The sequence below is a fragment of the Psittacicella hinzii genome (assembly GCF_003585885.1).
Taxonomy (GTDB): Bacteria; Pseudomonadota; Gammaproteobacteria; order Enterobacterales; family Psittacicellaceae; genus Psittacicella.
In genome coordinates this window covers 93,242-119,706 of the sequence record NZ_NRHC01000016.1, presented here as the reverse complement: position 1 = coordinate 119,706, position 26,465 = coordinate 93,242, and the positions used below count along the sequence as shown (strand labels likewise).

The window sequence follows — 26,465 nt, the reverse complement described above, 5'->3', positions numbered from 1 at the left end:
AGAAGGGCAGTCTGCCCTGCTAGAAATCGACGTAACCTAATGTTATTTAGTAATTTATTTAGGAGAAAATGATCAATTTCGGGAATCCCTATTTCATAAACTTTCTTGTAACAATCTTAATGAAACATAAGTCCAGTATTTACATCAATATTGGACTTTTAAAGTATTAATATTTAAATGTCTGATAATAGTTTATACTTTTACAAAACATTCGCTTCTTTTTTAGAGTTTATAGATTTAGATCTTAGTTCTTCTACCCCTGACTCTCTTTTAAAAGAAGTTTTTACTTTACATAAATATTCGCAAAACAAAACTCCAATTTTACAAAACTCTATCGTAGTAGCTAGAGACCAAGACAATGTGATTGGAAAAGAAGGCACTATCTATTGGAATTTACCAAAAGATATGCAAAACTTTAAGCAAGACACTCTTCACTCAATCGCAATCATGGGAAGAGTAACTTTCATGTCTCTACCTAAAATAAAAGGTTTTATTAAGCCTTTGGTTAAAAGATTTAACGTTGTTATTAGTAGATACCCAGAACTATACTATGACAACAGACTAGAAAACGTTCAATTTTGTAACAACTTATTGTTTGTTAAAAGTTTAAACCAAGCTCATATTTTTGCGATACTACTATCACTAAGTGATGATCGTTTAAATGACGTATTTGACAGACTGGTTGATTTAAAATTTAATTTTGATCCACAAGCCTTTAAAGACCTTCTGAAGACTATAAAATCCTCTTTAGAATTAAAAGAAAATTTTATAACAACAATCGGTGGAGCTGAAATATACAAGTTATCTCTGGATAAAGATAAAACTTTAATCCCAGTTACCGATATTCTGTTAACCGAAGTCAATTTCATGACTAAACCTTCACCTGATTCTAAGTACTTTACTTACTCTTTAGAAGATTATTATGAAGTTTTAGAAGACCGTTTTCTTTTTAATGGTCAAAATGAACCTAACTTTGCTCTTTGTATAAAAAGACATCTCAAATTAAAAATCTAATAAAAAGGGAAGTGTATACTTCCTTTTTTTAGTCTCAATATTGAAGAATTTTCCTAGAGACTAGGGTATAATATAACTTAATTTTTTCACGCAAATCATTAAGTAACTATCAATACTACCTATATTTTTATAGGGCAACGAATTAAGTAGAAGAATTCTCTCCTCCTTAATTCGTTGTAGCCATTGATAGTTACGTAAATAAAATAGGTTACAAAGTAATGTTAAATACATACGTAAAACAAGTTCAATATGGTAAGCATACTCTTACTTTAGAAACTGGTTCATTTGCGCGTCAAGCAACTGGAGCAGTTTTAGCAACTATGGATGATACTTCAGTATTAGTTACTGTTGTTGCAAAATCTAAAGTAAATGAAGGACAAGACTTTTTCCCTTTAACAGTTAACTATATTGAAAAACAATATGCAGCAGGAAAAATTCCTGGTGGTTTCTTAAAACGTGAAGGCAGACCTTCAGAAAATGAAACTTTAGTAGCACGCTTAATTGACCGTCCAATTAGACCTTTATTCCCAGAAGGTTTCTTCAATGACGTACAAGTTGTTGCTCAAGTAGTATCTTCGAATAGTGAAGTACCTGCAGATATCGTTGCTATGATCGGTTCATCAGCTGCTTTAGCTCTTGCTGGTATCCCTTTTAACGGTCCTATCGGAGCAGCTCGTGTTGGTTTTATTAACGGTCAATACGTTCTAAACCCAACTACTTCTGAGATGAAAGAATCTCAACTTGACTTAGTAGTAGCTGGTACTGAAAGCGCTGTGTTAATGGTTGAATCAGAAGCTAAAATCCTAACTGAAGAGCAAATGTTAGGCGCAGTAGTTTTTGGTCATGAACAACAACAAGTTGTTATTAATGCTATTAAAGAATTTGCGCAAGAATATGGCAAAGAAAAATGGGATTGGCAAGCTCCTGCTAAAAATGAAGAACTAGTTGCAAAATTAGAATCATTAGCTAAAAGCGATATTGAACAAGCTTATACCATTGTTGAAAAACAAGTTCGCTACAATAAAATCGACGAGATTAAAGAAAAAGTTTTAACAACTTTAAAAGAAGAACTAGCTGAAGGTGAAGAATTAAATGAAACTGAAATTCTAAACCTTTTACATGAAATTGAATACCACGTTGTAAGAAAAAATATCTTAGACGGTAAACCACGAATTGATGGTAGAGATTTCACAACTGTTCGTCAGCTAGACATCAAAGTTGGCGTTTTAGCTAGAACACACGGTTCAGCTATCTTTACTCGCGGTGAAACTCAATCTTTAGGGGTAGTTACTTTAGGTACAAAACGTGATGCTCAACTTATTGAAGACCTAACTGGTTCTTTTGATGATCACTTCTTATTCCACTACAACTTCCCTCCGTTCTCAGTTGGTGAAACAGGAATGATTGGGTCTCCTAAACGTAGAGAGATCGGTCACGGTCGACTAGCAAAACGTGGCGTTTTAGCTGTGTTACCAAGCCATGAAGAATTCCCATACACAGTACGTGTAGTATCTGAAATTACAGAATCAAATGGTTCTTCATCAATGGCTTCAGTATGTTCTGCTTCTCTATCATTAATGGATGCAGGTGTACCTTTAAAAGCTCCTGTTGCTGGTATTGCTATGGGATTAGTTAAAGAAGGTGATCGTTTCCAAGTTCTTTCAGATATCTTAGGTGACGAAGACCACTTAGGTGACATGGATTTCAAAGTAGCAGGTACTGATAACGGTATTACTGCTCTACAAATGGACATCAAAATTGAAGGTATCACTAAAGAGATTATGGAAATTGCTTTAGGTCAAGCTAAACAAGCAAGATTACATATCCTTGGACAAATGAAAGAAGTTATTAGTTCTCCACGCAGTGATATTAGCCAATATGCTCCAAGATTAACCACTATCGTTATTAACAAAGACAAGATTAAAGACGTTATTGGTAAATCTGGTGTTACTATTCGTGCAATTATTGAACAAACTGGTGCTGAGATTGATATTAATGACGATGGTGTTGTTACTATTGCTTCTCCAGATCGTGCGCGTTCAGATCTAGCTGTTAAAATCATTAACGGTATCGTTGCTGATGTTGAAGCTAATAAAGTATATATGGGTAAAGTTACTCGTATCATTGATTGTGGTGCTATAGTTTCTATCCTAAATGGTAAAGAAGGTCTATTACATATTTCAGAAATTTCTAAAGAGCGTTTAAAACACCCTTCTGATGCTTTAAGTGAAGGTCAAGAAGTTAAAGTTTTAGTTACTGATGTAGATGAAAAATCAGGTAAATTCAAACTTTCTTTAAAACGTGCAGTAGATCTAGAAGTATCTGAATAAGTAAGCTTTACAAATATAAGTTTTCATTTGCTGTACTAATTTATTATTTATGTACAGATATTAAGAGCGGGATATTGTGACAATTAGTCATGATATCCCGCTCTTTTTTTCAGAAAGCACCAAAATATCCCAAAATAAAATAATAATTTTTAGTAAAATATGTATTTATTACTAACAATTTTTTTGAAGCAAAAGCTTCAAATGGGGTAGTAGCAAAAGGAAATTGCTACATATAAATAAACTCTCCAATAATAAGATTTGTGTTTACTACTCTTTATAACACATAAACTTTATGTTTGGTTGTACTCTTTATTAGAAATGCTTAATAAGGCATATAGACGTTTTATAATTGGGTATAGTCCGACCGAACATGTATGGGGATCAATTTTTTAATTGGTAAAACATGACAGAAAACAAAATCTCTAGTAGTATTAATGAAGTTAGTTTCGAAGAACTAGGATTACCTACTGCAATCGTTTCAGCAGTACACGATTTAGGCTTTAACTACGCAACTCCAATCCAAACTCAAGCCATCCCTTATCTACTTGAAGGAAGAGATATTCTAGGTCTTGCACAGACAGGGTCAGGAAAAACTGCTTCTTTTATGCTTCCTCTTTTATCAAATCTTGATACATCATTAAAAGCGGTTCAAATTTTAGTTTTAACACCTACTCGTGAACTTGCAAACCAAGTTACACAAGCTACAATTGACTTTGCTAAATATATTCCAAGAGTTAAACCTTTAGCTATCTATGGTGGTCAATCTTATGGTTTACAGATTAAACACCTAAAAGCTGGTGCTCAAGTTGTTATTGCAACACCGGGAAGACTAGTAGATCACATTAGTCGTGGTACTATTGATTTAACACAAATTAAAGCAGTAGTGCTTGATGAAGCTGATGAAATGCTTAGTATGGGTTTTGCTGATGCTTTAGAAACAATCCTATCTCAAGTTCCTGAAACAGCGCAGACTGCTCTATTTAGTGCAACAATGCCTAAAACTATTGAATCTATTACTAAGAAGCACTTAAAGGATCCTGCTGAAGTAAAAATTCATAAAGTAAAAGGCAATGAACCTAAAATCGAACAATTCTATTGGTTACAATACCAATACTCTAGAGATCAGGCTCTAATTCGTTTCCTTGAAGTTGAAGAGTATGATGCGGCTATTATCTTTGTTAAAACTAAACAAGGATGTAATGAGGTTTGTGAATTCCTTCTAAAAAATAATGTTGCTGCAGCGTGTCTACACGGAGATATGAGCCAAGAAGTACGTGAATCAACTTTAAATGGCTTACGCAATGAAAGTATTAACGTACTAGTTGCAACAGATGTGGCTGCTCGTGGTTTAGATATTGATCGTATCGACTTAGTAATCAACTACGAATTACCTAGCGAAAAAGAAAACTATGTTCACCGTGTGGGTAGAACTGGACGTGCTGGTCGTGAAGGTCGCTCTATTACTTTCGTAGGTGAGCGTGAAAGAGCTAATCTATTTGCAATTGAAAAAACCTCTAATAAAGAATTAAAAGAGATTAAAGCTCCTAACAACCAAGAACTTGAACAATTTAGACGTAACAAGTTCAAAAAAGAATTAGAGTCAAAAATTAATGATGCAAATTTAGATAACTACATTCAGTTAATTGATGAACTAATCCCTACAGATTTTGAACCAAATCAAGTTTTAGCTGCTTTACTGAATCTTGCTACTAAAGAACGTCGTCTTGTATTACCTAAAGATAAACCTATTCGTAATAAATTTACGTACGATAGAGAGTATTTCTCACGTGCAAAAACTTATGTACGTAATGGTAGATACGAAAACAATGATCGTCGCTCAACTGGATCAAACCAAGATCAATATATGATTAATCTTGGTCGTAACGACAATTTCAAAGTACAAGATATTATTAAGTTAATTAATAAACACAGCAGTCGCGTTAATATTGGTAATATCCGCATTAACCGTGATAACACTATTATTGAGCTACCTAAAAACTTTGATAGAAAAGCAATTGCTGCTATTTCTAATGAAACTTATGCTAATAAAATTATCACTATGCGACGCTTAGAGCGCCAAAATAACTTTGGTCGCAGACAATACGATAATAATTACGAAAACCGTAATAACTCAAGAAGAGACTTTAATGGTCAGAGAAAAGAATTTTACGGTCAAAGACGTAATTACAATGAGCAAAGAAATGATTTTAATAATAGAAAATCATTTAACAACTCATCAAGAACAAAAAGAGAGTTTTAATTAAAAGTAGAGAGGATCACTCCTCTCTACTTTTTTATTACTTAATAAATAGCTATATCCCAATTAGCAAAACCAATAAATACAAAAATATTTTAAGAATTTACATCTAAACCTCTTTAAATATAAAAATAAGAGGGTATAATATATTACGAGAAAAAACAAAAATACTTTATCAAGTAGCGTTTGAGGATAAATTGCGAAGAAGAAATTTTGCGAATAATTTGAAAAATTTTCTATTATTCACGGCTAAAATGAAAAAATTTTCTAAAAGATTAAATTTATTTCATATTTTCTCTTGAAAATTTAAAATCTCGCGCTATAATTTAAGAGTAAAAAATTAAATAAAAAATAAAAATAAGGAAGTAATATATGTCAAAAATTATTGGTATTGACTTAGGTACTACAAACTCTTGTGTTGCTATCATGGATGGTAACAACTTAAAAGTAATTGAGAATACTGAAGGTCACCGTACAACTCCTTCTATCGTAGCTTACACTAAAAATGGTGAAGTATTAGTTGGTCAAGCAGCTAAACGTCAAGCTGTAACTAACCCTAAAAATACATTATTTGGTATCAAACGTCTAATCGGTCGTCGTTATGAAGACGCTGAAGTGCAAAAAGATATCAAAATTATGCCTTTTGATATTATCCGTGCTGACAATGGTGATGCTTGGGTAATGGCTTTAGAACAGAAAAAAGCACCTCAACAAATTTCAGCTGAAGTTCTTAAAAAAATGAAAGAAGCTGCTGAAAACTACTTAGGTGAAAAAGTTACTGAAGCAGTAATTACAGTTCCAGCTTACTTCAACGACGCACAACGTAAAGCTACTAAAGATGCTGGTGAAATCGCTGGTTTAAACGTTCAACGTATCATCAACGAGCCTACAGCTGCTGCAATGGCATTCGGCTTAGATAAAGTAGAAGGTACTTCTAACGTATTAGTTTACGACTTAGGTGGTGGTACATTCGACGTATCTGTTATCGAAATCGACTCTACAGACGGTAACAAAACTATCGAAGTGTTAGCTACAAACGGTAATACACACTTAGGTGGTGAAGACTTTGATAACTTAGTTATTAACTACATCTTATCTGAGTTCAAAAAAGACAACGGCAACATTGATCTATCTAAAGATCCAGTTGCAATGCAACGTGTTAAAGAAGCTGCTGAAAAAGCTAAAATTGAGTTATCATCAACTAACTCATCTGAAATCAATTTACCATTCATTACTATGGACATGACAACTCAAGCTCCTGTTCACTTAGTAACAACTTTAACTCGTGCTAAATTAGAAAGCTTAGTAGAAGATTTAGTTAACTCTACATTCAAACCAGTTGAGCAAGCTTTAAAAGATTCAGGTTTATCTAAATCAGAAATCAACGACGTTTTACTAGTAGGTGGTCAAACACGTATGCCTCTAGTACAACAAAAAGTTAAAGAATTCTTTGATGGTAAAGAGCCACGTAAAGATATTAACCCTGATGAAGCTGTAGCTTTAGGTGCTGCTGTACAAGGTGCGGTATTAAGTAAAAACGATAATGTTAAAGATCTATTATTATTAGATGTAACTCCATTATCTCTTGGTATTGCAACAATGAATGACGTATTCTCTGTTCTAATTGAAAAGAATACATTAATTCCAAACAAAAAATCTCAAGTTTACTCAACTGCAGAAGATAACCAACCAGCAGTACAAATCGAAGTTTACCAAGGTGAACGTTCACGTGCTTCAGACAACAAACTATTAGGTAAATTTAACCTAGAAGGTATCCGTCCAGCTCCACGTGGTGTTCCACAAATCGAAGTTACTTTTGATATCGATGCTAACGGTATTATTAAAGTATCTGCTAAAGATAAAGACACTGGTAAAGAACAAAACATTACGATCAAATCTGACTCTGGTTTAAGTCAAGAAGAAATCGAGCAAATGAAACGTGACGCTGAATTAAACAAAGCTAAAGATGCAGAGTTTAAAGAATTAGCAGAAGCTAAAAACTTAGGTGACCAAATCGCTTCACAAGCTCGTAAATTATTTGAAAAAGTAGGTGATTCATTATCTTCAACTGATAAAGAAGAAATTCAAAGCGCTATTGAAGGTGTTGAAGCAGCTGTTAAAGGTAATGATAAACAAGAAATTGAAAATGCAGTTTCACGTTTAGACAAAGGCTTCAAACTATTACAAGAAGCAGCTGCTAGAGAAGACAACAATAACGATTCAAACGATTTTGTTGACGCTCAAGCTAAAAAATAATCACTAACTTATAAATAATTATTTAGGAAGCCCATGTTAGTATGGGCTTTCTCTTTTGTTATAAAAAATCTTATGAGCACATATTACGATATCCTTGGTATTAACAAATCTGCTAGTGATAGAGATATAAAGAAAGCTTACAGAAAACTTTCATTACAATACCATCCAGATAAAAACTCATCAGAAGAAGCTGCAGAGAAATTCAAAGAAATTAACGCAGCTTATGAAGTACTAAGTAATCCTGAAAAACGTGAATTGTACGATAGTTTAGGACACGAAAATTACATTCGCAGCAATGGACAAGGATTTGGTGGTTCTGGCTTTGGCGGTGAAGGATTTGGTGGCTTTGGTGGTTTTGAAGATATCTTCTCCACTTTCTTCAATGCTGGTGGCGCTAATGCAAATCAAAAATCTCCAGTTAGAGAAGGTAGCGATATCGCTGTAGATATTCAAGTTTCTCTTGAAGATATTCACTTTGGTAAATCCATCGATATTACCTACTATCGTGAAAAGAACTGTAGCACATGTAAAGGTACAGGTTCTAAAGATGGAACACAAGCACCTGCTTGTAAAAAATGTCATGGTTCAGGTACTGTACAGAACTTTATCTTTGTGCAAACATGTCCAGACTGTCGTGGCACAGGTCGTGATTTAAGCAATAGATGTGAAGTTTGTCATGGAAATGGTACTGTTCAAGAAAAAGAAACTATTTCATACGACATTAAGAACATCAATCCACAAAGTACATTAAGATTCAAAGGTTTAGGTAATGAAGCTGGGGCTGGATCTATCCCAGGTAATTTATTCGTACATATCCATGCTAAACCTCACGAAGTATTTGATTACGATCCAAGAAACTCTAACTTAGTGCTTCGCTATCCGATAGACTTTATTTCAGCTACGTTAGGTAAAAAGATCTCTGTTCCTACTTTAGATGGAATTGAAGAGGTTTTAATCCCAGCAGGTGCTGAAAATGGTCAACAAATACTCCTTAAACAAAAAGGTTTAAATGTTCAGCGTGGTAGAAGTGACTTAGTTGTTATTCTTGAAGTGAAAAGCTTAAAACATTTAACTAAAGCACAGAAAGAACAATTAGACAAGCTTCTTGATACTGTAGATCCTACTTCACAGTTAGATGCTGAAAAAGGTAGAAACAATAAACCTTCGGCTGTTAAATTAAGTAAAATTAATAGCTATATTAATCAGAAAAAATAATAAAAAAGTCTAGTAAATGCAAGTTAAGCCTTGCATTTACTACTTTTTTCTTATATAATGAGAAACAGATTTTAGTTTTTTATAAATTGCTTTTAAAGCAAATACAGATTAATAACAATGTATACTCTTTTATTAGTATTATATGTAGTCGTTGCAGTATTTATCATTGTTTTAATTATGTTGCAGCAAGGTAAAGGTGCTGACGCTGGTGCTTTAGGTGGTACTGGTGCCTCTAACACAGTGTTTGGTTCATCAGGTTCTGCAACTTTTTTAAGCCGTTTAACTGCTATTTTTGCGACTATTTTTATGTTAGTAGCGTTAGTTATTGCTAACATAACTACACATCGAGATTCACAAAGTGATGATCTTTTAAAACAAATTAGTGATACTCCAACTCAAACAGCTCCAGTATCTCCATCACTTCCAACTTCTGTTCCTTCGGAAAATCCGGCAACGCCAAGTAATTCCGATAACAAATAATAAGTTTTAAGCAGGTATGGTGGAATTGGTAGACACGCTATCTTGAGGGGGTAGTGCACATCGTGCGTGTGAGTTCAAGTCTCACTATCTGCACCAATATAAAATAAGCTCTTGTATTAATTTACAAGAGCTTTATTTTTATTCTATAATTTTAAGTTTAACTGCAAAGTATGAAGTGATTGGTAAAATAATACTACCAACTACGAGTAAAGCAATACTTGCGTAATAAGTATCTGTAATATCATATAGCCAACCAAAAAGTAATAAGTATATAGATGTTACTATAAAACCTACACTATTGACTATAGAAGACAGTTTAGAGGTGCCTGCAGAAGTATTTAGTTTTAAAGATAATAATAAAAGCAATACCGCTAAGATAAAACCTGCTAACGCTCCAAAAATTGCAAAAATAACAATTAACAGATAATAATTAGTAACAAATAACATGCTAATTGTTGTAGCAGAGAAAATAGCAGAACTGATAAAGAAAATGACAGCTAGCTTTTCTTTATATTTCATTACTACTATAGGCGTAATCAGAGAAAATACTAGAGCAAGTAACTGAAATAAGTTAACTAAAAAACTAAATTGCGCGTTCGTAATAGCTTCTCCTATATAAGACTTAAACCAACTTATCGCAAAATAAAAATTAAAACTTTCTAAACCAAAGGTTATTGCTATACACCAAGGAGCTAGTTGTCTCCACATAGAAACCTTTACTGGAGCACTAGTTGATAAATCAATATTTTCTCTTGATTGTCTAATTACTTTCATTCCCCCAGCTGTAAACTTTAAACTAGGTAAATAAACGATTATTATAGCTATAGTGACAATCAACCATAGAGAACCAACAGCTTGCCAAGAATAACCTAATTCAATCATTAACAACGCTGAAAAGGTACCAAGTAATGAAGAAACTGATAGGTTTGCTCCATTAATTGCATTTAGCAAGCCCAGTTGCTTTCGAAAGAAACCGTTAATAAATGCAGGATAAAGCACGCTTATTATCGTAATACCTAGAGATAATATTATTGTCCCTAAATATATACTGTAAACTCCAGGAGTGATGTAAGAGCTTAAATAATCTCTTATTACAATCCCTAAGGCTATAGCAAACATTCCATATAAAATAGCTAGAACAAAACCAATTTTTTGGTCAATCTTTACTACTAGTAGAGCAAAAAATGCCATTACAAAAGTTGGTAAGCTCAAGATAATTCCTTGTTGCGTTTTGCTTAGTCCCATTTCATTAGCAACTATATCTATAATTGGAGACAACTCTGTAAAAGGAGCACGGCTAATTAGTGTTACTAAACAGAGAGCGATAGCTGTATAGTAAAATGCAAATTTTGATTGGAAATTCATAATAAATTCAAAGATTTAAAAAAAGATTATTTACCCCGAAAGTAAATAATCTTTTTTGTTTAATTAACGTTTTGCTAAATATTTTAAAGGATCTACAGTATTACCATTCACACGTACTTGATAGAATAGCATTGTCGTACCTTTACCACAAGTATTACCCATTAAAGCAATAACATCACCTTTTTTAACTGTTTGGTTAGCTTTAACTTTATTACTTGAGTTACAAGCGTAAACTGTTAGCATACTGTTATTATGGTTGATAATAACAGTGTTACCGTATTTATTATAAACCCCTTCATAAATTACATGACCATCTTGCGAAGCGTAGATCTTATCGCCGATTGTACCAGCAATATGAATTGAGTGGTCACTACCATCTTTATTTGAGTAAGTTTGAATCACACGCCCATTAGCTGGCCACATTAGAGCATTAGAACCTGTTGCTTGTCCTTGAGCTTGTACTGTTTGCGCCGCTTGTGTTTGGCTTGTTGTAGTTTGTTGTGGTTGTGAAGTTACTGTGGTATTAGTTGTACTTGCTGTTACTGGTTGAGTTGCTTGAGTAGCCTGCTGTTGTACTTTTTGCGCTTGTTGTTGCGCTTGTTGTTGTGCAGATGATGTAGTGGTTTGTACTGCTTGTTTACTTGCATTAACTGTTGTAGCTACTGGAGCAGTAACTTGTTGCTGCACTGAAGCACCGTTACAAGCATTTGGATTTAGCACTAAAACAGTACCTGGAGTTAGTACACTATTTAAAGATAAATTATTAATTCTTGCTACTTCTTTGTCAGATGTACCTGAAATATAACCTAGTAAAAATAGCGTATCACTTTGTTGTACTACGTAATTTTTAGCAGTGTAAGAACCCTTTTGAATACGACTATAGATAGGTTTATTGTCAGCATCGCGAGGAATTACAAATGGTTGCGTAGCTTCACAAGCTTGTAAGCTAGCACTGTTAGTTACAGTATTTACATTATTAGCTACTGTATTTACATTTGAAGATACAGTATTACTTGCATTATCATTTACATAAACAGAGCTATTCTCTTCTGCTGGATTAACACTAAAGCTTGGATTAATGCTTGAAGTATTGGTATTTTGTACAGGAGTGCTTGTTGTTTGTTGTTGTGTTGTTCCAGCATACTGACCAGTACCTGAAATATTATAAATAGGTGCATTATTATTTGGTGCTGAGCATGCTGCTAATAATGAAACTACTAAAGTAGTTAAAGATAGTTTTAAAACCTTTGGGGTCATTATAATTCCTCTAGTTTACTTGAGTAATAGATATAAAACTAAGCCTAAAATAGATAAAATTAATATTATCCAACTTGATTTATTAATAATATTTTCAATTTGTTTACTATATTTTTGTCCAAAATAAGCAAAAAGGTAAGATACAATTAAGAATCTTATTAAGCGAGATATAAAGCTTAAAACAAAGAAAATTACAAAATTGTAACCAAAAAAGCCAAAAGCAATTGAAAAAATCTTAAACGGTAGTGGTGTAAAACCAACTAAAACTACAGATAAAATTCCATAATCTTCAAGAAAGTTCTTTATTTGAATAAAAGTTGCGCTTTGATCTAAATTTTCAGCACTAACTTCACTACCTGAGATTAATGAAAAAATATAAGCTGCGACATCATGAAAATAATAACCTAATGCATAGCCAACACACCCACCAAGTAAAGAATAAAAAGCCGCATAAAATGCTAACCTAAAAGCTTGATGTGGCTTTTGCATAGCAATAGGTCCTAAAAGAACATCTATTGGTATAGGTAAAATAATCGCTTCTAGAAAACTATACACACATAAAAAAGTATTTGCGTTTTTATGACCAGCATAGTAAGTCAAACGATTATAAAACCTTTGCATTATTTTCATTAATTACTTTCCTTTTGAATAAGAACAACAGCTTCTACCGCTATACCTTCTTTTCTTCCAGTAAAGCCTAATTTTTCACTTGTAGTTGCTTTAACAGAAACATTTTCAACTTCTGTTTCTAAAACTTTAGCAATGCTTAAGCGCATTTGCTCAATATATGGCAAAAACTTTGGAGCTTGAGCAATAATAGTACTATCTAAATTAACAAGCTTATATCCTTTATCTTTAATTAGATCATAAGTCTTTTTTAATAAGATTTTACTATCAATTTTATGATAATCCATTGAGGTATCAGGAAAATGTTTACCTATATCTCCTAAAGCTAAAGCTCCTAGCAGAGCGTCACAAATGGCATGTAAAAGTACATCCCCATCACTGTGAGCTAAAAAATCATGTTGGTGTGGGATGCTAACTCCACCCATTTTAATAGGGCCATTTGAATTAGTATCGAATGCGTGTACATCGAAACCATGTCCTATTCTAAACATATTAATTTCCTAAATTAATGTAAAACTGTGCTAAAGGTAAATCATCTGGTAAGGTTACTTTAAGATTATGACGTCCAAATTTTACAATTTTTACTAAATCATTAAGATATACCATTACCGAACTTTCATCTGTTAAAGATGCAATAATTTGTTTATTCGCCATACTTGTTAAAGTATTATTATACAATAACTTCTTATCCGCGATTTTACTATTTTCTAGAGCCTGTAAGCTACTAAAACTAACTAAATACTTATTGTAAGAGTGATAATACTTACTTAAATCTACAGGTTCATCTAGTGCTATAAAAAGCTTAGTTAAGATATAGTAAAGGTATAGTAAATTAAACGTTTGTGGTGTCTGCGCAAGCACTAAATTGTCACGGGGAATATTTTCCTGTGCAAATTGCTCTGAGTACTTTTTAACAGAATCAACTACAAAATTTACAGGCAAAAGACCGGCAAGTACAGCTTCGCCATTCTTAGCTATAATTGTTTCAATTGAATCTAATTCCTTACAAAAGGAGATTATGTTACTTATATCTTGTGAAGTTATACATGGACGAGCTACATCATGAATTAACACAAAAGTTTTAGCAGGATCCCAACCTTTGCGTAAGCATAGCTCCATTGAGTTTGCTAGTAAAGAATAAACTGTATTAATACGTTGCCCATAACCCCAACAAAAGTATAACTCGTCAGAAGCTTCTTGAAGCAAACTAGAATTACTCTCGCTGTATCTCTTGAAATCTTTGAATTTTTCTAGATTTGCACAATATTTATCCTCTTCATGTAAAGCTACAATACTAGCATCTACATGTTCACTAAATTTTTGCTCTACTATTTCTAAAAGAGATTTTTGTTCACCTTGATAATTTAATTTAAGATATTGTTTAGGTACTTCTGCTTGCATACGTGAACCAACACCAGCGGCACAAAGCAAAGAAATATATTTAAACATCCTTAATCTCTCTTACTAAAATTAGGATTTAGAATTGGTGAATTTGGTGCTGGAATATATTTACGATTGTCATCTTTTGAATAATAGTTAGGTAAAACACGATTATCTATTATTCTAAAAAATACCTCATCTTTACGAATGTAATTTAGTTGTCTGCGTGCAAAAGATTCGTAAGTAAATAAATTACCACTTTTTAAAGCTTCTACTCTTTGTTGTAAGTATGCGTTATCTTGCTGGAGCTTAGCGTTTATTTGCGTTTGCTCAGCTATCTTATATTTCATATCATTGAGGTAAATGTACCCATTTCTACCAATTATTATGCCGTAAACTAAATAGCCTATAGCGCAAACTAAAATAAAATTAAACAATCTAAGCCCCATGAAGATACCTCATTTAATCTTAAGCTAACTGTGCAAATGCTTGTTCAGCTACTTCCAATACAAAATCTAAATCAGCTTTAGTATGAGCTAGCGACATAAAGCCTGCTTCAAATGCAGAAGGAGCTAAATACACACCATGATTTAACATAAATTTATGAAAAGTTTTAAATTTAGAAAGATCAGCCTGCATTGCCATCTCTAAATCAACAACTTCTTTATCTGTAAAGAAAAAGCCAAACATTCCACCTACCTGAGTCGTATAAAATGGAATGTTATATTTTGAAGCTAAATCCTTTAAACCTGTTAAGAGATACTCAGTGCTCTCTTTTAATTGCTGATAATTCTCTTCTTTGTTTAAAAGTTTTAACGTCGTTAATCCTGCTGTCATAGATAGAGGATTACCTGACAAAGTACCTGCTTGATATACTGGACCTAATGGTGCAATTTTTTCCATTATTTCTTTCTTACCACCAAATGCTCCTACAGGCATTCCTCCACCAATTATTTTACCTAAAGTTATTAAATCAGGGTTAACTTTATAAACTTCTTGCGCTCCTGCAAATGCAACCCTAAATCCAGTCATAACTTCATCAAAAATTAGGACTGCTCCATATTGATCACAAAGTTCACGTAGACCTTGTAAAAATCCTTCTTCAGGAGGTACACAGTTCATATTACCCGCTACAGGCTCTACAATTACACAAGCTATTTGTCCCTTATTAGCTTCAAACAACTCTTTAACTGAATTTAAATTATTATATTTAGCTACTAAAGTATCTTTAGCTACTCCTTCTGTAACCCCTGCAGAGCTTGGAACTCCTTGAGTTAAAGCCCCTGAACCTGCATTTACCAGTAAGGAATCACTGTGTCCATGGTAGCAACCAGCAAACTTAATTATCTTTTCTCTAGACGTAAATCCACGAGCTAATCTGATTGCACTCATTGTTGCTTCTGTACCTGAAGAAACCATTCTAACCATTTCTAAATTTGGGATATGATTTGTTAGGTAGTTAGCTAATTCAAGTTCTATTTGTGTTGGAGCACCAAAACTTAATCCATTATCAATTGCTTTCTTAATTTCGCTAGCTACTTCTGGATTATTGTGTCCTAAAATCGCAGGTCCCCATGAGCCAACAAAATCAACATATTGATTACCTTCAACATCATAAACATATGCTTTGTCTGCTCTCGCAATAAATACTGGATCAGAATCAACAGAGTTAAATGCTCTTACAGGACTATTAACTCCTCCAGGAATACATTGTTTACTAGCTTGAAATAATTCTTGAGAATTCATAAATTTTACCTAAAATTTATTCTAAAACGTTTAACTAACCAATACTGCAACATACCAATTGCAGTAAATACCCATGCCCAAATTATTACAGAAGTAAGAATTGGTAAGAAAAAGCTCAGATTAAATTGAATAAGATTATAAGAGAATAATTCTAATAATGCTATTATTAAAGAATAGATTACAATAATTACAGTGGTACAAATTGTTTGGAATGCAAAACCAATGGAATTATAAAGCTTAACTAAACGAGTATTAATAAATGTAACTATAATAAAAGCGATAGCATGCTCTCCTAAAGGGGTACCCGAAATACTATCTAACAGTACGCCTACCACAAGAGCAGTAATATATCCTACTTTAGCAGAATCTCTTATAGTCCATACTAAAAGTAAAGTTAAGATCCAATGTGGTCTAAAACTTGCATACTCGCTACTCCACGGAATAGTCGTTACCACAAAAGCCAAGAAGAAAGTTAAGTAAATTACTAATAAACGAATTAAATTATTCACTTCCTCTCTCCTCTGTATTTACAGGTACACGTGTTTGGTTGATCGTATAACAGTGTTGTCGACCTAAATCGGTATCTTCCTTATAAGAGAGCAGTTCCATTGTTTTTAAATCATTAAGACGCTCTAAGTATTTACCTATACTTAAATTTTCTGGGTTTATACCTTTATAGGTATAGTTTAAAAAATTAGTTTTTCTCTTATTAGAGTAATTTCTAGCGTTTAGTGAATTATACATAAATTCACGATTATATACTAAATTTAGAGCCGATTTTGCTGGATTTACCTCACAATAAGGCCATAGAGCTACCATATAACGCAAACTACTTAAATGTGCTAATGGCTCTGCGTAAGCTCTGATTACATTATTGTTATTATCTGTAATCACTCGACTTACTTTAGCTACCTGATAATTTTTTATAAATCTCTTAGCTAAACCAGAAGTATAAAGAATATCACCTACCTTTAAGGTTGACTTAGGTCTAATATGTTCAACTAAAAGTTCAGAACTATTTGTACCTTTCAATAGATACGCTTCTTGATTACTAGAATTGTAAACTGGTACATATGAATTAATATCAGTAATCATTAAAACACGACTTTGATTATCTGAAACTGAAATTATTTGACCTATTAAGCCATAAGCATCCACTATATTTTGTCCGTAAAAAATCCCATCATTAGTACCTTTATCAATAAAAATAATGTTACTTTTTACTCCTTGCTCTGTGTTAATAACATTAACAGCATCAAATCTAGCTATTTCTGCTTGAGAAATATTTAGCAAGGCTTTAAGTTGTCCATTTTCTTCTAAAACAGCCTTAAATCTATTTAATTGCGCTTGCAACTCTACTACTTGTTTTTGTAGTTGCTCATTTGCACTATTTAATGAACCTACATCTCTAAAATTAGGAGAAATATGATTGACAAATTGTTTAGTCCCTGAATTAAAGATGAAGATTCTGTTAGTTAGATTATCTAAACTAGTTTTAAAAGGCTCAATTGTCTTAGTTATAGATAAGCAAAATAAAGTAACCGCAATAACAAAAGAAGTTATTGCTCTCCAAAAATGCTTGGGCTTATAGAAAATAGCATTATGCACTAAGAGTACCTTCTGTAGATTTGAAATAAACCACTAATTTGTATTAGTGGTCTACTTCTTATATTTTTATGCAACTTTTCCAGGAGAAAGAGTATCTTTTACCGTTAGAAGGCTTAAGTTTCCATCAACCTCTGCCGATAAAATCATTCCCTCAGAAACACCAAACTTCATTTTACGAGGTAGTAAATTAGCAACAACAACTACATTTGTTCCAACTAATTCCTCAGGATTTTTATAGAACTGACTAATGCCAGAGAAAATATTTCTCACATCACCATTACCTAGATCTACTTTAAATCTTAGAAGTTTATTTGAGCCCTCAACAGCTGAACACTCTAATACTAGCCCTAAACGTAAATCTACTTTAGTAAAATCATCGATTGTAATTACTGGAACTTCTTCTTTTTGTTCTTTAGCATTTTTAGAATCGAAATCTTTCTGTAGCTTTTCATTTAAAGCCATTTCTTGCGCAGCTTCAGTTTTTGACTCTTCTACTAATTGATCTAAGGTTGATTTTTCTAAACGTGTAAATAATGGGGTAAACTGATTAATATGTTTACCAAACGGTAATTTATTTAAACCGTTCCAAGTTAAAGTTTCACCTAAGAAGTCTTCAGCCTTTTTAACAATTTCCGGAACAACAGGTTTTAATAAAGTCATTATTGCTCTAAAGTAGAAAATTGTTTGCGTACAAACTTGGTGAAGTTCTTTTTCACGATTTGGATCTTTAGCAATAACCCAAGGAGCTCTTTCTGTAAAGTAACGGTTTGCTTCATCCGCTAATGCCGAAATTTCTCTAATTGCTTTAGAGTAATTTAACGTCTCATAAGCCTTACCAATTTCTTCAAACTTAGTTGTAAATGCTTGGTAAGTTAATGGCTCATCTAAATCCAGAGCTAGACGATTATCAAATTGTTTAGCTAAGAAAGAAGAAGCACGTGAAGCGATATTTACATATTTATTTACGATATCTGAGTTAGTACGCGAAACAAAGTCTTCTAAATTTAAATCAACATCAGAAATAGACGGATTTAGTTTAGCTGCATAGTAATAACGTAAAGAATCAGAATCTAAATGTTTTATCCAAGTCTTAGCTTTGATAAAAGTACCGCGTGATTTTGACATTTTCACACCATTTACAGTTACATAACCATGGGCAAAAATGTTATTTGGTAAGCGGTAATTAGCACCCATTAATAAAGCAGGCCAGAATAATGAATGGAAGTAAATAATGTCTTTACCAATAAAATGATACATTTCCATATCATCATTATCTGCACTAATTAAATGATTGTAATCAAGACCTTTCTCTTCGCAGTACTCTTTGAAACTAGAGAAGTAACCAATTGGAGCATCTAACCATACATAGAAGTATTTTCCATCTTTATTTGGCACTTCAATTCCAAAATAAGGAGCATCACGAGAAATATCCCATTTTTGTAATCCTTGATCAAACCACTCTTTCATCTTATTAGCAATTTCTGGCTGAATATTGCTATCAGATAACCACTGTTGTAATCTTTGATCAAATTTTGGTAAATCAAAGAACTGATGTACTGATTTACGCAGTTCAGGTTTAGATTTACTTAAAACAGAATATGGGTTAATTAAATCTACAGGAGAATAAATTGAAGAACATACTTCACAGTTATCACCATATTGATCTGGGGCGTGACAACTAGGACATTCCCCTTTGATGTAACGGTCAGGTAAGAACATATTTTCTACTGTGTCGTAAAATTGTTCTATCTCTTCTTCAACAATACAACCATTCTTTTCAAGAATTTTATAAACATTTTGAACATTATCATGATGAACTTTAGTCTCAGTCGAACTAAAATTATCAAAACTAATATTGTAATCTTTATAAATACCTAAATAGTTTTCACGAAAATCTTCTACTAACTTATTTGGAGTAATGCCAAGTAGACGAGAACGTAGCATAATCGGAGTACCATGAGCATCAGCACCACCAATAAACGCAACATCTTTGCCAATCATACGTAAGTAACGTACCCAAATATCTACTTGTGTATACTCTAGCATATGACCTAAATGTAGATCATTATTAGCATAAGGTAAAGCTACCGTTACTAAAGTTTTCTTTGTCATTGAAAATCCTAATGAGGTAAATCTTCTTAATATTTCTATTAAGAAGATTTACTAAAATATTCTTTAATAATTTAAAGCTGAAATATCAGCTACTAAGCTAAATAATAATTGCAGTTTAGTTAAAAGAGCATATCTATTCTCTTTTACTTTTACATCATCTGCATTAACTACAACATTATCAAAAAAGGCATTTACATCCTCACGGATACTTGCAAGCTCTGATAGAAGTTTGAAGTACTCTTGTTTTTCATATAGAGGTAAGCAACGCTCTTCTAAAACTAATAAATCTTGATATAAATAGTTTTCTTCATTAGTTTCAAATAATGCTTCGTTAACTTTAGCTTCTAATTCAAATTCTGACTTAGTTAAGAAGTTATTGATACGTTTATTTGCAGCTGCTAAGTCTTCACAAGCTGGATTTGTTTTGAATTCATGTACAGCTTTTAAGCGTAAATAGAAATCATAAGGATTATTAATGCTTAGATTTTGTACTGCTTGAATCTCATCAACCGTGTAACCTTGCTCTTCGTATAACGCTCTTACACGACCATTAACGAAAGTTAAAATACTTTGACGTAACTCTTCAGCAGGCACGCTTAATTTTGTGCCATAGATTTCAATTGCTACATCAATTAACTTAGCTAAGTTCAGATTAAATTCATTTTCAGTTAAGATACGTAAAATCGCAATCGCAGCGCGTCTTAAAGCAAATGGATCTTTTGCTCCTTTAGGTGGTTGGTTAATCCCAAAAATACCAACTAAAGTATCTAACTTATCAGCTAATGAAATAATCGATCCAGTTAAAGTTGAAGGTAATTTGTCGCCTGAGAAACGTGGCAGATATTGCTCATATAATGCTGTTGCAACTTCACTTTCTTCACCCGCTGCTTGAGCGTAATACATACCCATAATACCCTGAGTATCCGTAAACTCAAACACCATGTTAGTCATTAAGTCACATTTTGATAATTTAGCTGCTCGAGCAACAAAAGTATCATTACCATTCAATTCTTTTGATAAAACTAAAGCTAATTTTTCAATACGCTCAACTTTATCATAAACTGAACCTAATTGATTTTGGAATACCGCAATCTTTAAGCGAGGAAGTAAATCTTCTAGAGGCTTTTTAAGATCTTGCTCATAGAAAAACTTAGCATCTGATAATCTTGGACGAATAACCTTTTCATTTCCTTCAATAATTAATGAAGGATTTGCTGGGTTTACGTTAGAAACAAAGATAAAGTGCGGTAGCAGTTTTGAAAATTTATTGTCTGCAAATAGTGGGAAATATCTTTGATCTCCCTCCATTGTATGAATCAGAGCTTCTTTTGGAACTTTTAGGAACTCTTCTTCAAAGTTAGCCATTAGTACATTTGGGTATTCAACTAATGAAGTAACTTCGTCAACTAAATCATTATCTAAATTAACAAAACCGCTGTTGTTATTTGCTAGTTCTTTAATTTTTGAAACTATAACTTCACGACGTTTATCAAATGAAGCAATAACCATACCTTCATTTAATAATCTAGTTTCATACTCATCAGCATGATCTAAATTAAACTCTTTAGTACCTAAAAATCTGTGACCATAAATTTTACGATCAGATTTAACTCCAAAAGCTTCACCCTCTAGAACTTTATCATCTAGCAACATAGTGAAAGTATGTACTGGTCGAATGAATACAAAATCATTGCTTCCCCAACGCATACCTTTAGAAATTGGAATACCTGCAATAGCTTCTTGTACTGCTATTGGCAATAATTCTTCAGTATTCTTACCAGGCTGTTCAAAGGTGTAATACAACCAAGAACCTTTATCTGTTTCTAAGAAAGTTACATCGCTAAAATCTACATTATTAGCTTTTAACCAACCTTGAGCAGCTTTTGATAAGCTACCATCTTCATTAAAGCAAGCTGATTTCGCAGGACCTTTCTTTTCAATTAACTGACTATCAGCAATGCTGTTTAGACCTTTAATGTATACTGCAATTCTGCGCGGAGTTGCAAAAGCTTGTAAATCTTCATACGCTACATTAGCTTTATGTAGAGCTAAAATTAAAGCATTAGTAAATCCCGCACTAATATCTTTTAAATCAGTTGGTGGTAATTCCTCAGTACCTAACTCAACTAGAAAGCTGTGTTTACTTAGTTCTGTCATCTTTAGATCTCTTTATAATTCTTTAATCTAGAGTTTGCATACGGTTGCACATAGGGAAACCTAAAGCTTCACGACTCGCGTAGTAAGCTTCAGCCACTAATTTGGTTAACGTACGAATTCTTAAAATATATCTTTGACGTTCTGTAACCGAAACTGCTTTTCTTGCATCTAGTAGGTTAAAGCAATGCGCTGCTTTTAGAATTTGCTCATAAGCAGGTAAAGGTAATGGTTTTTCTAATTCAAGTAAGCGTCTCGCTTCTTTTTCATAGTGCTCAAAACTTGAACTTAAAAACTCAACATCAGCTTGTTCGAAGTTATATGCTGACTGTTCAACTTCATTTTGTTTAAAAATATCAGCGTAGTAGGTTTTACCAAGTGGACCGTCACACCATACTAGATCGTAAACATTATCAACGCCTTGGATATACATAGCTAATCTTTCTAAACCGTAAGTTAACTCACCTGTAACCGGTTTACATTCAAGACCACCAACTTGTTGGAAGTAAGTAAATTGTGAAACTTCCATACCGTTTAGCCACACTTCCCAACCAAGTCCCCAAGCACCTAGAGTAGGGTTTTCCCAGTTATCCTCAACAAATCTAATATCATTTTCAACTGTGTCAAAACCTAACATTTTTAAAGAGTTAATGTATAACTCTTGAATGTTGTCCGGAGAAGGTTTAAGAATTACTTGGAATTGATAGAAGTGTTGTAAACGATTAGGGTTTTCACCGTAACGACCATCTGTTGGACGACGAGAAGGTTGCACATAAGCACAACAAATAGGTTCTGGACCTAAAGCTCGTAATACAGTCATTGGGTGAGATGTACCAGCACCTACTTCTAAGTCAAGTGGCTGAACAATAGTACACCCAACATTACCCCAATATTCTTGAAGAGCTAAAATTAAACCTTGAAAGGTTTTAATATCAAAATTAGTTTTTAAATTACTTTCCATGAATAATACACAATTTACAAGTTATTCAATACCTAAACTTCTTTTCTGTTCAGTAACAATTTTTGCAATACTTTCTTGACCTAAATCATATACACGATCAAGAGTTGCTTTAGTAAAACTTTGTTTTTCTGCACTTAATTGAAACTCAATTAGCTTCGCTGATTCACTCATTACTAAATTACAATCAGCGCCAATATTAGAATCTTCTGCATAATCTAAATCCACTAGAACCTCTTCATCATTGATACCTAAAGAGATTGCAGCAACAAATTCTTTAAATGGGTTCTCAGCAACTAGATTATTCTTCACTAAATATTGACAAGCATCATATAAGGCAATACATGCTCCATTTATTGCTGTAGTTCTCGTACCACCATCAGCTTGAATTACATCACAGTCAATAGTGATAACTACTTCAGGCATTTTTTCTAAATCAACAGCATTACGTAATGCGCGTCCAATTAAGCGTTGGATCTCCATAGTTCTACCAGAAACGCTACCTTTACGTCCTTCACGAGAATTTCTTGTATTGGTTGCTCGTGGAAGCATATTATACTCCGCAGTTAACCAACCATGATTTAACTTCTGCTCTTTAATAAACGGAGGTAATTTATTACCCACAGTAGCTGTACAAAGAACTTTTGTACGTCCAAATTCAATTAATACAGAACCTTCTGCCCAAATATTACAATTTCTTGTAATTTTTATTTGACGATATTCCGTATTAGCACGATTTTCAGATCTTACAATTGACGGCATTTTTATTATTCTACTAAACTTAAATTATGATTTATAAATTGAAGCTTTTATCAGATAAATAGAGAAATTTATCTTATAAAAAGTCCAATTTCACATTGTTATATTTTACCATAAATTACGGTTCTTTATGACAGATCTATCAAAAAGCTCGGACTTTTTTTGTCATAAAAATTGGCACTATATAATTATATAGTGCCATTAATATTTCTTATTTAAGTTAACACTAGGTTAGCTCTGTAGACCTAGTTTTTTCTCTAAATAATGGATATTTGTACCGCCTTTATTAAAGTTTTCATCTGTAATAATATCCATTTGTAGAGGAATATTCGTTTTAATCCCCTCAACTACTAACTCTTGTAATGCACGATTCATACGAGCAATCGCCATCTCACGAGTATCACCGTAAGTGATTAACTTACCGATCATTGAGTCATAAGTTGGTGGTACTGAATAACCTGCATAAATATGAGAATCCCAACGTACCCCAAAACCGCCTGGAGAGTGGAATGAAGTAATTTTACCAGGAGATGGTAAGAAATTCTCTGGGTTTTCAGCATTAATACGACATTCAATAGCATGACCGCGAACTTGAATATCTTCTTGTTTAATAGATAATGGTAAACCTGAAGCTACTAAAATTTGCTCACGAATTAAGTCAACACCAGTAATCATTTCAGTTACAGGGTGTTCAACCTGAATACGAGTATTCATTTCAATAAAGTAGAACTCACCGTTTTCGTATAAGAATTCAAAAGTACCCGCACCTCTATAGCCAATACGTTTACAAGCTTCAGCACATGCTGTACCAATTTTCTCTCTTTGCTCTGGAGTAATACCTGGAGCTGGTGCTTCTTCTACTACTTTTTGGTGTCTACGTTGCATAGAACAGTCACGTTCTGCTAAGTAAACTGCGTTACCAAAATTATCAGCAATTACTTGAATTTCAATGTGACGAGGGTTTTCTAGGTATTTTTCCATATAAACCATGTCATTGTTGAATGCTGATTTAGCTTCGGCTTTAGTCATTGAAATAGCTTCTTCTAAGCTTTCTTCATTGCGCACTACACGCATACCACGACCACCGCCACCACCTGAAGCTTTGATGATAATAGGATAACCAATACGTTTAGCTATCTCTTTATTTAATTTAATATCATTACTTAAAGGACCGTCTGAACCAGGTACACAAGGCACACCTGCAGCTTTCATCGAATTAATAGCTGCAACTTTGTCACCCATAATACGAATTACGTCAGCAGGAGCTCCAATAAAAGTAAAACCTGAACTTTCTACAGCTTCAGCAAACTCTGCATTTTCACTTAAAAAACCATAACCTGGGTGAATTGCATCACAGCCAGTTGCTTCCGCAGTTGAAATTAGAGCTGGAATATTTAAGTAAGATTTCGCAGAAGGAGCTGGACCAATACAAATACTTTCATCAGCTAGTGCTACGTGCATTAATGAACTATCAACTGTACTATGAGCGGCAACAGTTTTAATCCCTAATTCTTTACAAGCGCGTTGAACACGTAAAGCAATTTCACCACGGTTAGCAATAAGAATCTTCTTTAACATATAATACTCGATTTTAGTGCAATGCACTATTACAGTTAAAATTATTCAATAATAAATAGTGGTTGATCGTATTCAACAACATTAGCATCTTCAACTAAAATTGCTTTCACAACACCTGCTTTATCAGAATCAATTTTGTTCATCATTTTCATTGCTTCAACGATACATAAAGTATCACCCACATTCACTTTAGAACCAACTTCAACGAATGGTTTAGCATCTGGGCTAGAGCGACGATAAAAAGTACCAACCATTGGTGATAATACTTTGTGACCTGAAACTTCAGGAGCTGATGTTTCTGCTGGAGCCGCAGAAGCAACTGGTGCTACTGGTGCAACTGCTGGAGCTGGTTGATGATATGCTGGAGCTACTGGTGCTGTTGTTACTTGAATATTTTGTTGACGATTTAAAACAATTGAGTTTTTATCTTCAACAATTGTAATTTCTGTTAACGAAGACTCTTCGAATACTTTAATTAACGCTTCGATTTTTTTGATATCAAAATTCATTGACAATCCTATTTTCTACAGTTACAAAAATGTTTTAAAAAACAATTTTAGCTTTAATTATTCGGGTTACTATAAATACTTAAGTTTTTTAGAATCCGTAATTTTTATTAAAATCTCTTCAATAAAAATCTTTCTAAATAGTAAAACCTAACAAGTATTTAGGAATTCAAAAACTATACTTTTTTATCTTTGTGAGGCAATCTCTAAAAAACAGTATTTACATAATCTGCTTTATTTTACCACAAATATAAAAATTATTTGCTAAAGATATCTAATTGTTCTAGCCAATACTCAAGAGCTAATTCATAACCCTTAGCACCTAGACCACAAATTACTCCTTGAGCAATATTCTGTAGATAAGTATGGTGTCTAAATTCTTCACGACTGTGAATATTTGATAAGTGAACCTCAACAAATTTGGCTTCGATTGCAAGTAAAGCATCTCTTAGAGCTACTGAAGTATGACCAAAAGCGGCTGGGTTGATAATAAAATAGTCTTCATACTTATTGGCACTAGAAAGCTTCTCTAAAAAAGTTCTATGTAAGTAATCAATTAAAGCTCCCTCGTGATTACTTTGAAATGAGTGTAATTCAAACCCAAGGTTCTGATTTTCCACTAAAACCTGAAGCTTTTCTTTGTCATCATGTTGCACAAAATTAAGATTAGATTGCTTGAATTTTGTTAGAAAATTACTTTGTAATTTATGAATAATTTGATCCAAAGTAACCCTACCATATTTTTCGGGTTCACGATGACCTAAAAGATTTAAATTTGGTCCATTAAGTATAAAGAATCTAATAACCTTCATAGTCCTATCCTTTAGTTATATAAAATGACCCTCTTAAAAAAATTAAGAGGA

The 26,465-nt window shown here is 33.1% G+C and carries 22 protein-coding genes and 1 tRNA gene; 7 read left to right on the top strand and 16 right to left on the bottom strand.

Features of this window, described 5'->3' with window-relative positions:
* The first annotated feature begins 177 nt into the window (after nt 1-177).
* The 7 genes from CKF54_RS01790 (at nt 178) to CKF54_RS01760 (ending at nt 9,648) form a co-directional block, all read left to right on the top strand.
* On the top strand, nt 178-1,014 hold the full coding sequence (locus CKF54_RS01790; protein WP_119524569.1) for a dihydrofolate reductase: 837 nt from the start codon (nt 178-180) through the stop codon (nt 1,012-1,014).
* Nucleotides 1,015-1,232: 218 nt separating this feature from the next.
* Nucleotides 1,233-3,344 (top strand): polyribonucleotide nucleotidyltransferase, encoded by a 2,112-nt coding sequence (gene pnp, locus CKF54_RS01785; RefSeq protein WP_119524568.1) that lies wholly within the window; start codon nt 1,233-1,235, stop codon nt 3,342-3,344.
* 403 nt (nt 3,345-3,747) lie between these two features.
* The gene (locus tag CKF54_RS01780) at nt 3,748-5,604 is read left to right on the top strand and encodes a DEAD/DEAH box helicase (RefSeq protein WP_119524567.1); all 1,857 of its coding nucleotides are present in this window, start codon (nt 3,748-3,750) and stop codon (nt 5,602-5,604) included.
* A gap of 369 nt (nt 5,605-5,973) precedes the next feature.
* Nucleotides 5,974-7,857 carry a molecular chaperone DnaK gene (dnaK, locus tag CKF54_RS01775; RefSeq protein ID WP_119524566.1) on the top strand — a complete coding sequence of 628 codons (1,884 nt, stop codon included), beginning with the start codon at nt 5,974-5,976 and terminating at the stop codon, nt 7,855-7,857.
* A 33-nt stretch (nt 7,858-7,890) separates the two neighbouring features.
* Nucleotides 7,891-9,072 (top strand): DnaJ domain-containing protein, encoded by a 1,182-nt coding sequence (locus CKF54_RS01770; protein WP_119524565.1) that lies wholly within the window; start codon nt 7,891-7,893, stop codon nt 9,070-9,072.
* A gap of 117 nt (nt 9,073-9,189) precedes the next feature.
* Nucleotides 9,190-9,552, top strand: coding sequence for a preprotein translocase subunit SecG (gene secG / locus CKF54_RS01765; RefSeq protein ID WP_119524564.1), 363 nt, complete (start codon nt 9,190-9,192; stop codon nt 9,550-9,552).
* 10 nt (nt 9,553-9,562) lie between these two features.
* Nucleotides 9,563-9,648: transfer RNA gene (locus tag CKF54_RS01760), tRNA-Leu, on the top strand.
* A 42-nt stretch (nt 9,649-9,690) separates the two neighbouring features.
* On the opposite strand, the gene CKF54_RS01755 is transcribed toward CKF54_RS01760, so the two are convergent.
* The 16 genes from CKF54_RS01755 to CKF54_RS01680 form a co-directional block, all read right to left on the bottom strand.
* Nucleotides 9,691-10,917, bottom strand: a complete 1,227-nt coding sequence (locus CKF54_RS01755; protein ID WP_119524563.1) for an MFS transporter — start codon at nt 10,915-10,917, stop codon at nt 9,691-9,693.
* Nucleotides 10,918-10,980: 63 nt separating this feature from the next.
* The gene (locus CKF54_RS01750) at nt 10,981-12,174 is read right to left on the bottom strand and encodes a peptidoglycan DD-metalloendopeptidase family protein (RefSeq protein ID WP_119524562.1); all 1,194 of its coding nucleotides are present in this window, start codon (nt 12,172-12,174) and stop codon (nt 10,981-10,983) included.
* 15 nt (nt 12,175-12,189) lie between these two features.
* Nucleotides 12,190-12,804 carry a YqaA family protein gene (locus CKF54_RS01745; RefSeq protein ID WP_119524561.1) on the bottom strand — a complete coding sequence of 205 codons (615 nt, stop codon included), beginning with the start codon at nt 12,802-12,804 and terminating at the stop codon, nt 12,190-12,192.
* Nucleotides 12,804-13,292 (bottom strand): 2-C-methyl-D-erythritol 2,4-cyclodiphosphate synthase, encoded by a 489-nt coding sequence (ispF, locus tag CKF54_RS01740; RefSeq protein ID WP_119524560.1) that lies wholly within the window; start codon nt 13,290-13,292, stop codon nt 12,804-12,806. The genes CKF54_RS01745 and ispF overlap by 1 nt, the downstream gene beginning before the upstream one ends.
* Before the next feature lies 1 nt (nt 13,293).
* Nucleotides 13,294-14,250: a 2-C-methyl-D-erythritol 4-phosphate cytidylyltransferase gene (locus CKF54_RS01735; protein ID WP_119524559.1), complete on the bottom strand. Its 957-nt coding sequence runs from the start codon at nt 14,248-14,250 to the stop codon at nt 13,294-13,296.
* A gap of 2 nt (nt 14,251-14,252) precedes the next feature.
* On the bottom strand, nt 14,253-14,630 hold the full coding sequence (locus tag CKF54_RS01730; RefSeq protein WP_119524558.1) for an FtsB family cell division protein: 378 nt from the start codon (nt 14,628-14,630) through the stop codon (nt 14,253-14,255).
* A gap of 19 nt (nt 14,631-14,649) precedes the next feature.
* Nucleotides 14,650-15,927 (bottom strand): glutamate-1-semialdehyde 2,1-aminomutase, encoded by a 1,278-nt coding sequence (gene hemL, locus CKF54_RS01725; RefSeq protein ID WP_119524557.1) that lies wholly within the window; start codon nt 15,925-15,927, stop codon nt 14,650-14,652.
* Nucleotides 15,928-15,932: 5 nt separating this feature from the next.
* Nucleotides 15,933-16,436, bottom strand: a complete 504-nt coding sequence (gene mreD / locus CKF54_RS01720; protein ID WP_222987472.1) for a rod shape-determining protein MreD — start codon at nt 16,434-16,436, stop codon at nt 15,933-15,935.
* On the bottom strand, nt 16,429-17,535 hold the full coding sequence (gene mreC, locus CKF54_RS01715) for a rod shape-determining protein MreC (protein WP_222987471.1): 1,107 nt from the start codon (nt 17,533-17,535) through the stop codon (nt 16,429-16,431). The genes mreD and mreC overlap by 8 nt, the downstream gene beginning before the upstream one ends.
* Before the next feature lie 66 nt (nt 17,536-17,601).
* The gene (metG, locus tag CKF54_RS01710) at nt 17,602-19,647 is read right to left on the bottom strand and encodes a methionine--tRNA ligase (RefSeq protein ID WP_119524554.1); all 2,046 of its coding nucleotides are present in this window, start codon (nt 19,645-19,647) and stop codon (nt 17,602-17,604) included.
* A 63-nt stretch (nt 19,648-19,710) separates the two neighbouring features.
* A complete protein-coding gene (gene glyS, locus CKF54_RS01705) occupies nt 19,711-21,804 on the bottom strand; it encodes a glycine--tRNA ligase subunit beta (RefSeq protein ID WP_119524553.1) in 2,094 nt (697 codons plus the stop codon).
* 22 nt (nt 21,805-21,826) lie between these two features.
* Nucleotides 21,827-22,762: a glycine--tRNA ligase subunit alpha gene (gene glyQ / locus CKF54_RS01700; RefSeq protein ID WP_119524552.1), complete on the bottom strand. Its 936-nt coding sequence runs from the start codon at nt 22,760-22,762 to the stop codon at nt 21,827-21,829.
* 21 nt (nt 22,763-22,783) lie between these two features.
* Nucleotides 22,784-23,521, bottom strand: a complete 738-nt coding sequence (rph, locus tag CKF54_RS01695; protein WP_119524551.1) for a ribonuclease PH — start codon at nt 23,519-23,521, stop codon at nt 22,784-22,786.
* A gap of 228 nt (nt 23,522-23,749) precedes the next feature.
* A complete protein-coding gene (accC, locus tag CKF54_RS01690) occupies nt 23,750-25,096 on the bottom strand; it encodes an acetyl-CoA carboxylase biotin carboxylase subunit (protein ID WP_119524550.1) in 1,347 nt (448 codons plus the stop codon).
* Between the two features lie 41 nt (nt 25,097-25,137).
* Complete coding sequence (gene accB / locus CKF54_RS01685; protein ID WP_119524549.1) at nt 25,138-25,605, bottom strand: acetyl-CoA carboxylase biotin carboxyl carrier protein; 468 nt, start codon at nt 25,603-25,605, stop codon at nt 25,138-25,140.
* A 254-nt stretch (nt 25,606-25,859) separates the two neighbouring features.
* Nucleotides 25,860-26,414: a type II 3-dehydroquinate dehydratase gene (locus CKF54_RS01680; protein ID WP_119524548.1), complete on the bottom strand. Its 555-nt coding sequence runs from the start codon at nt 26,412-26,414 to the stop codon at nt 25,860-25,862.
* Nucleotides 26,415-26,465: the final 51 nt, after the last annotated feature.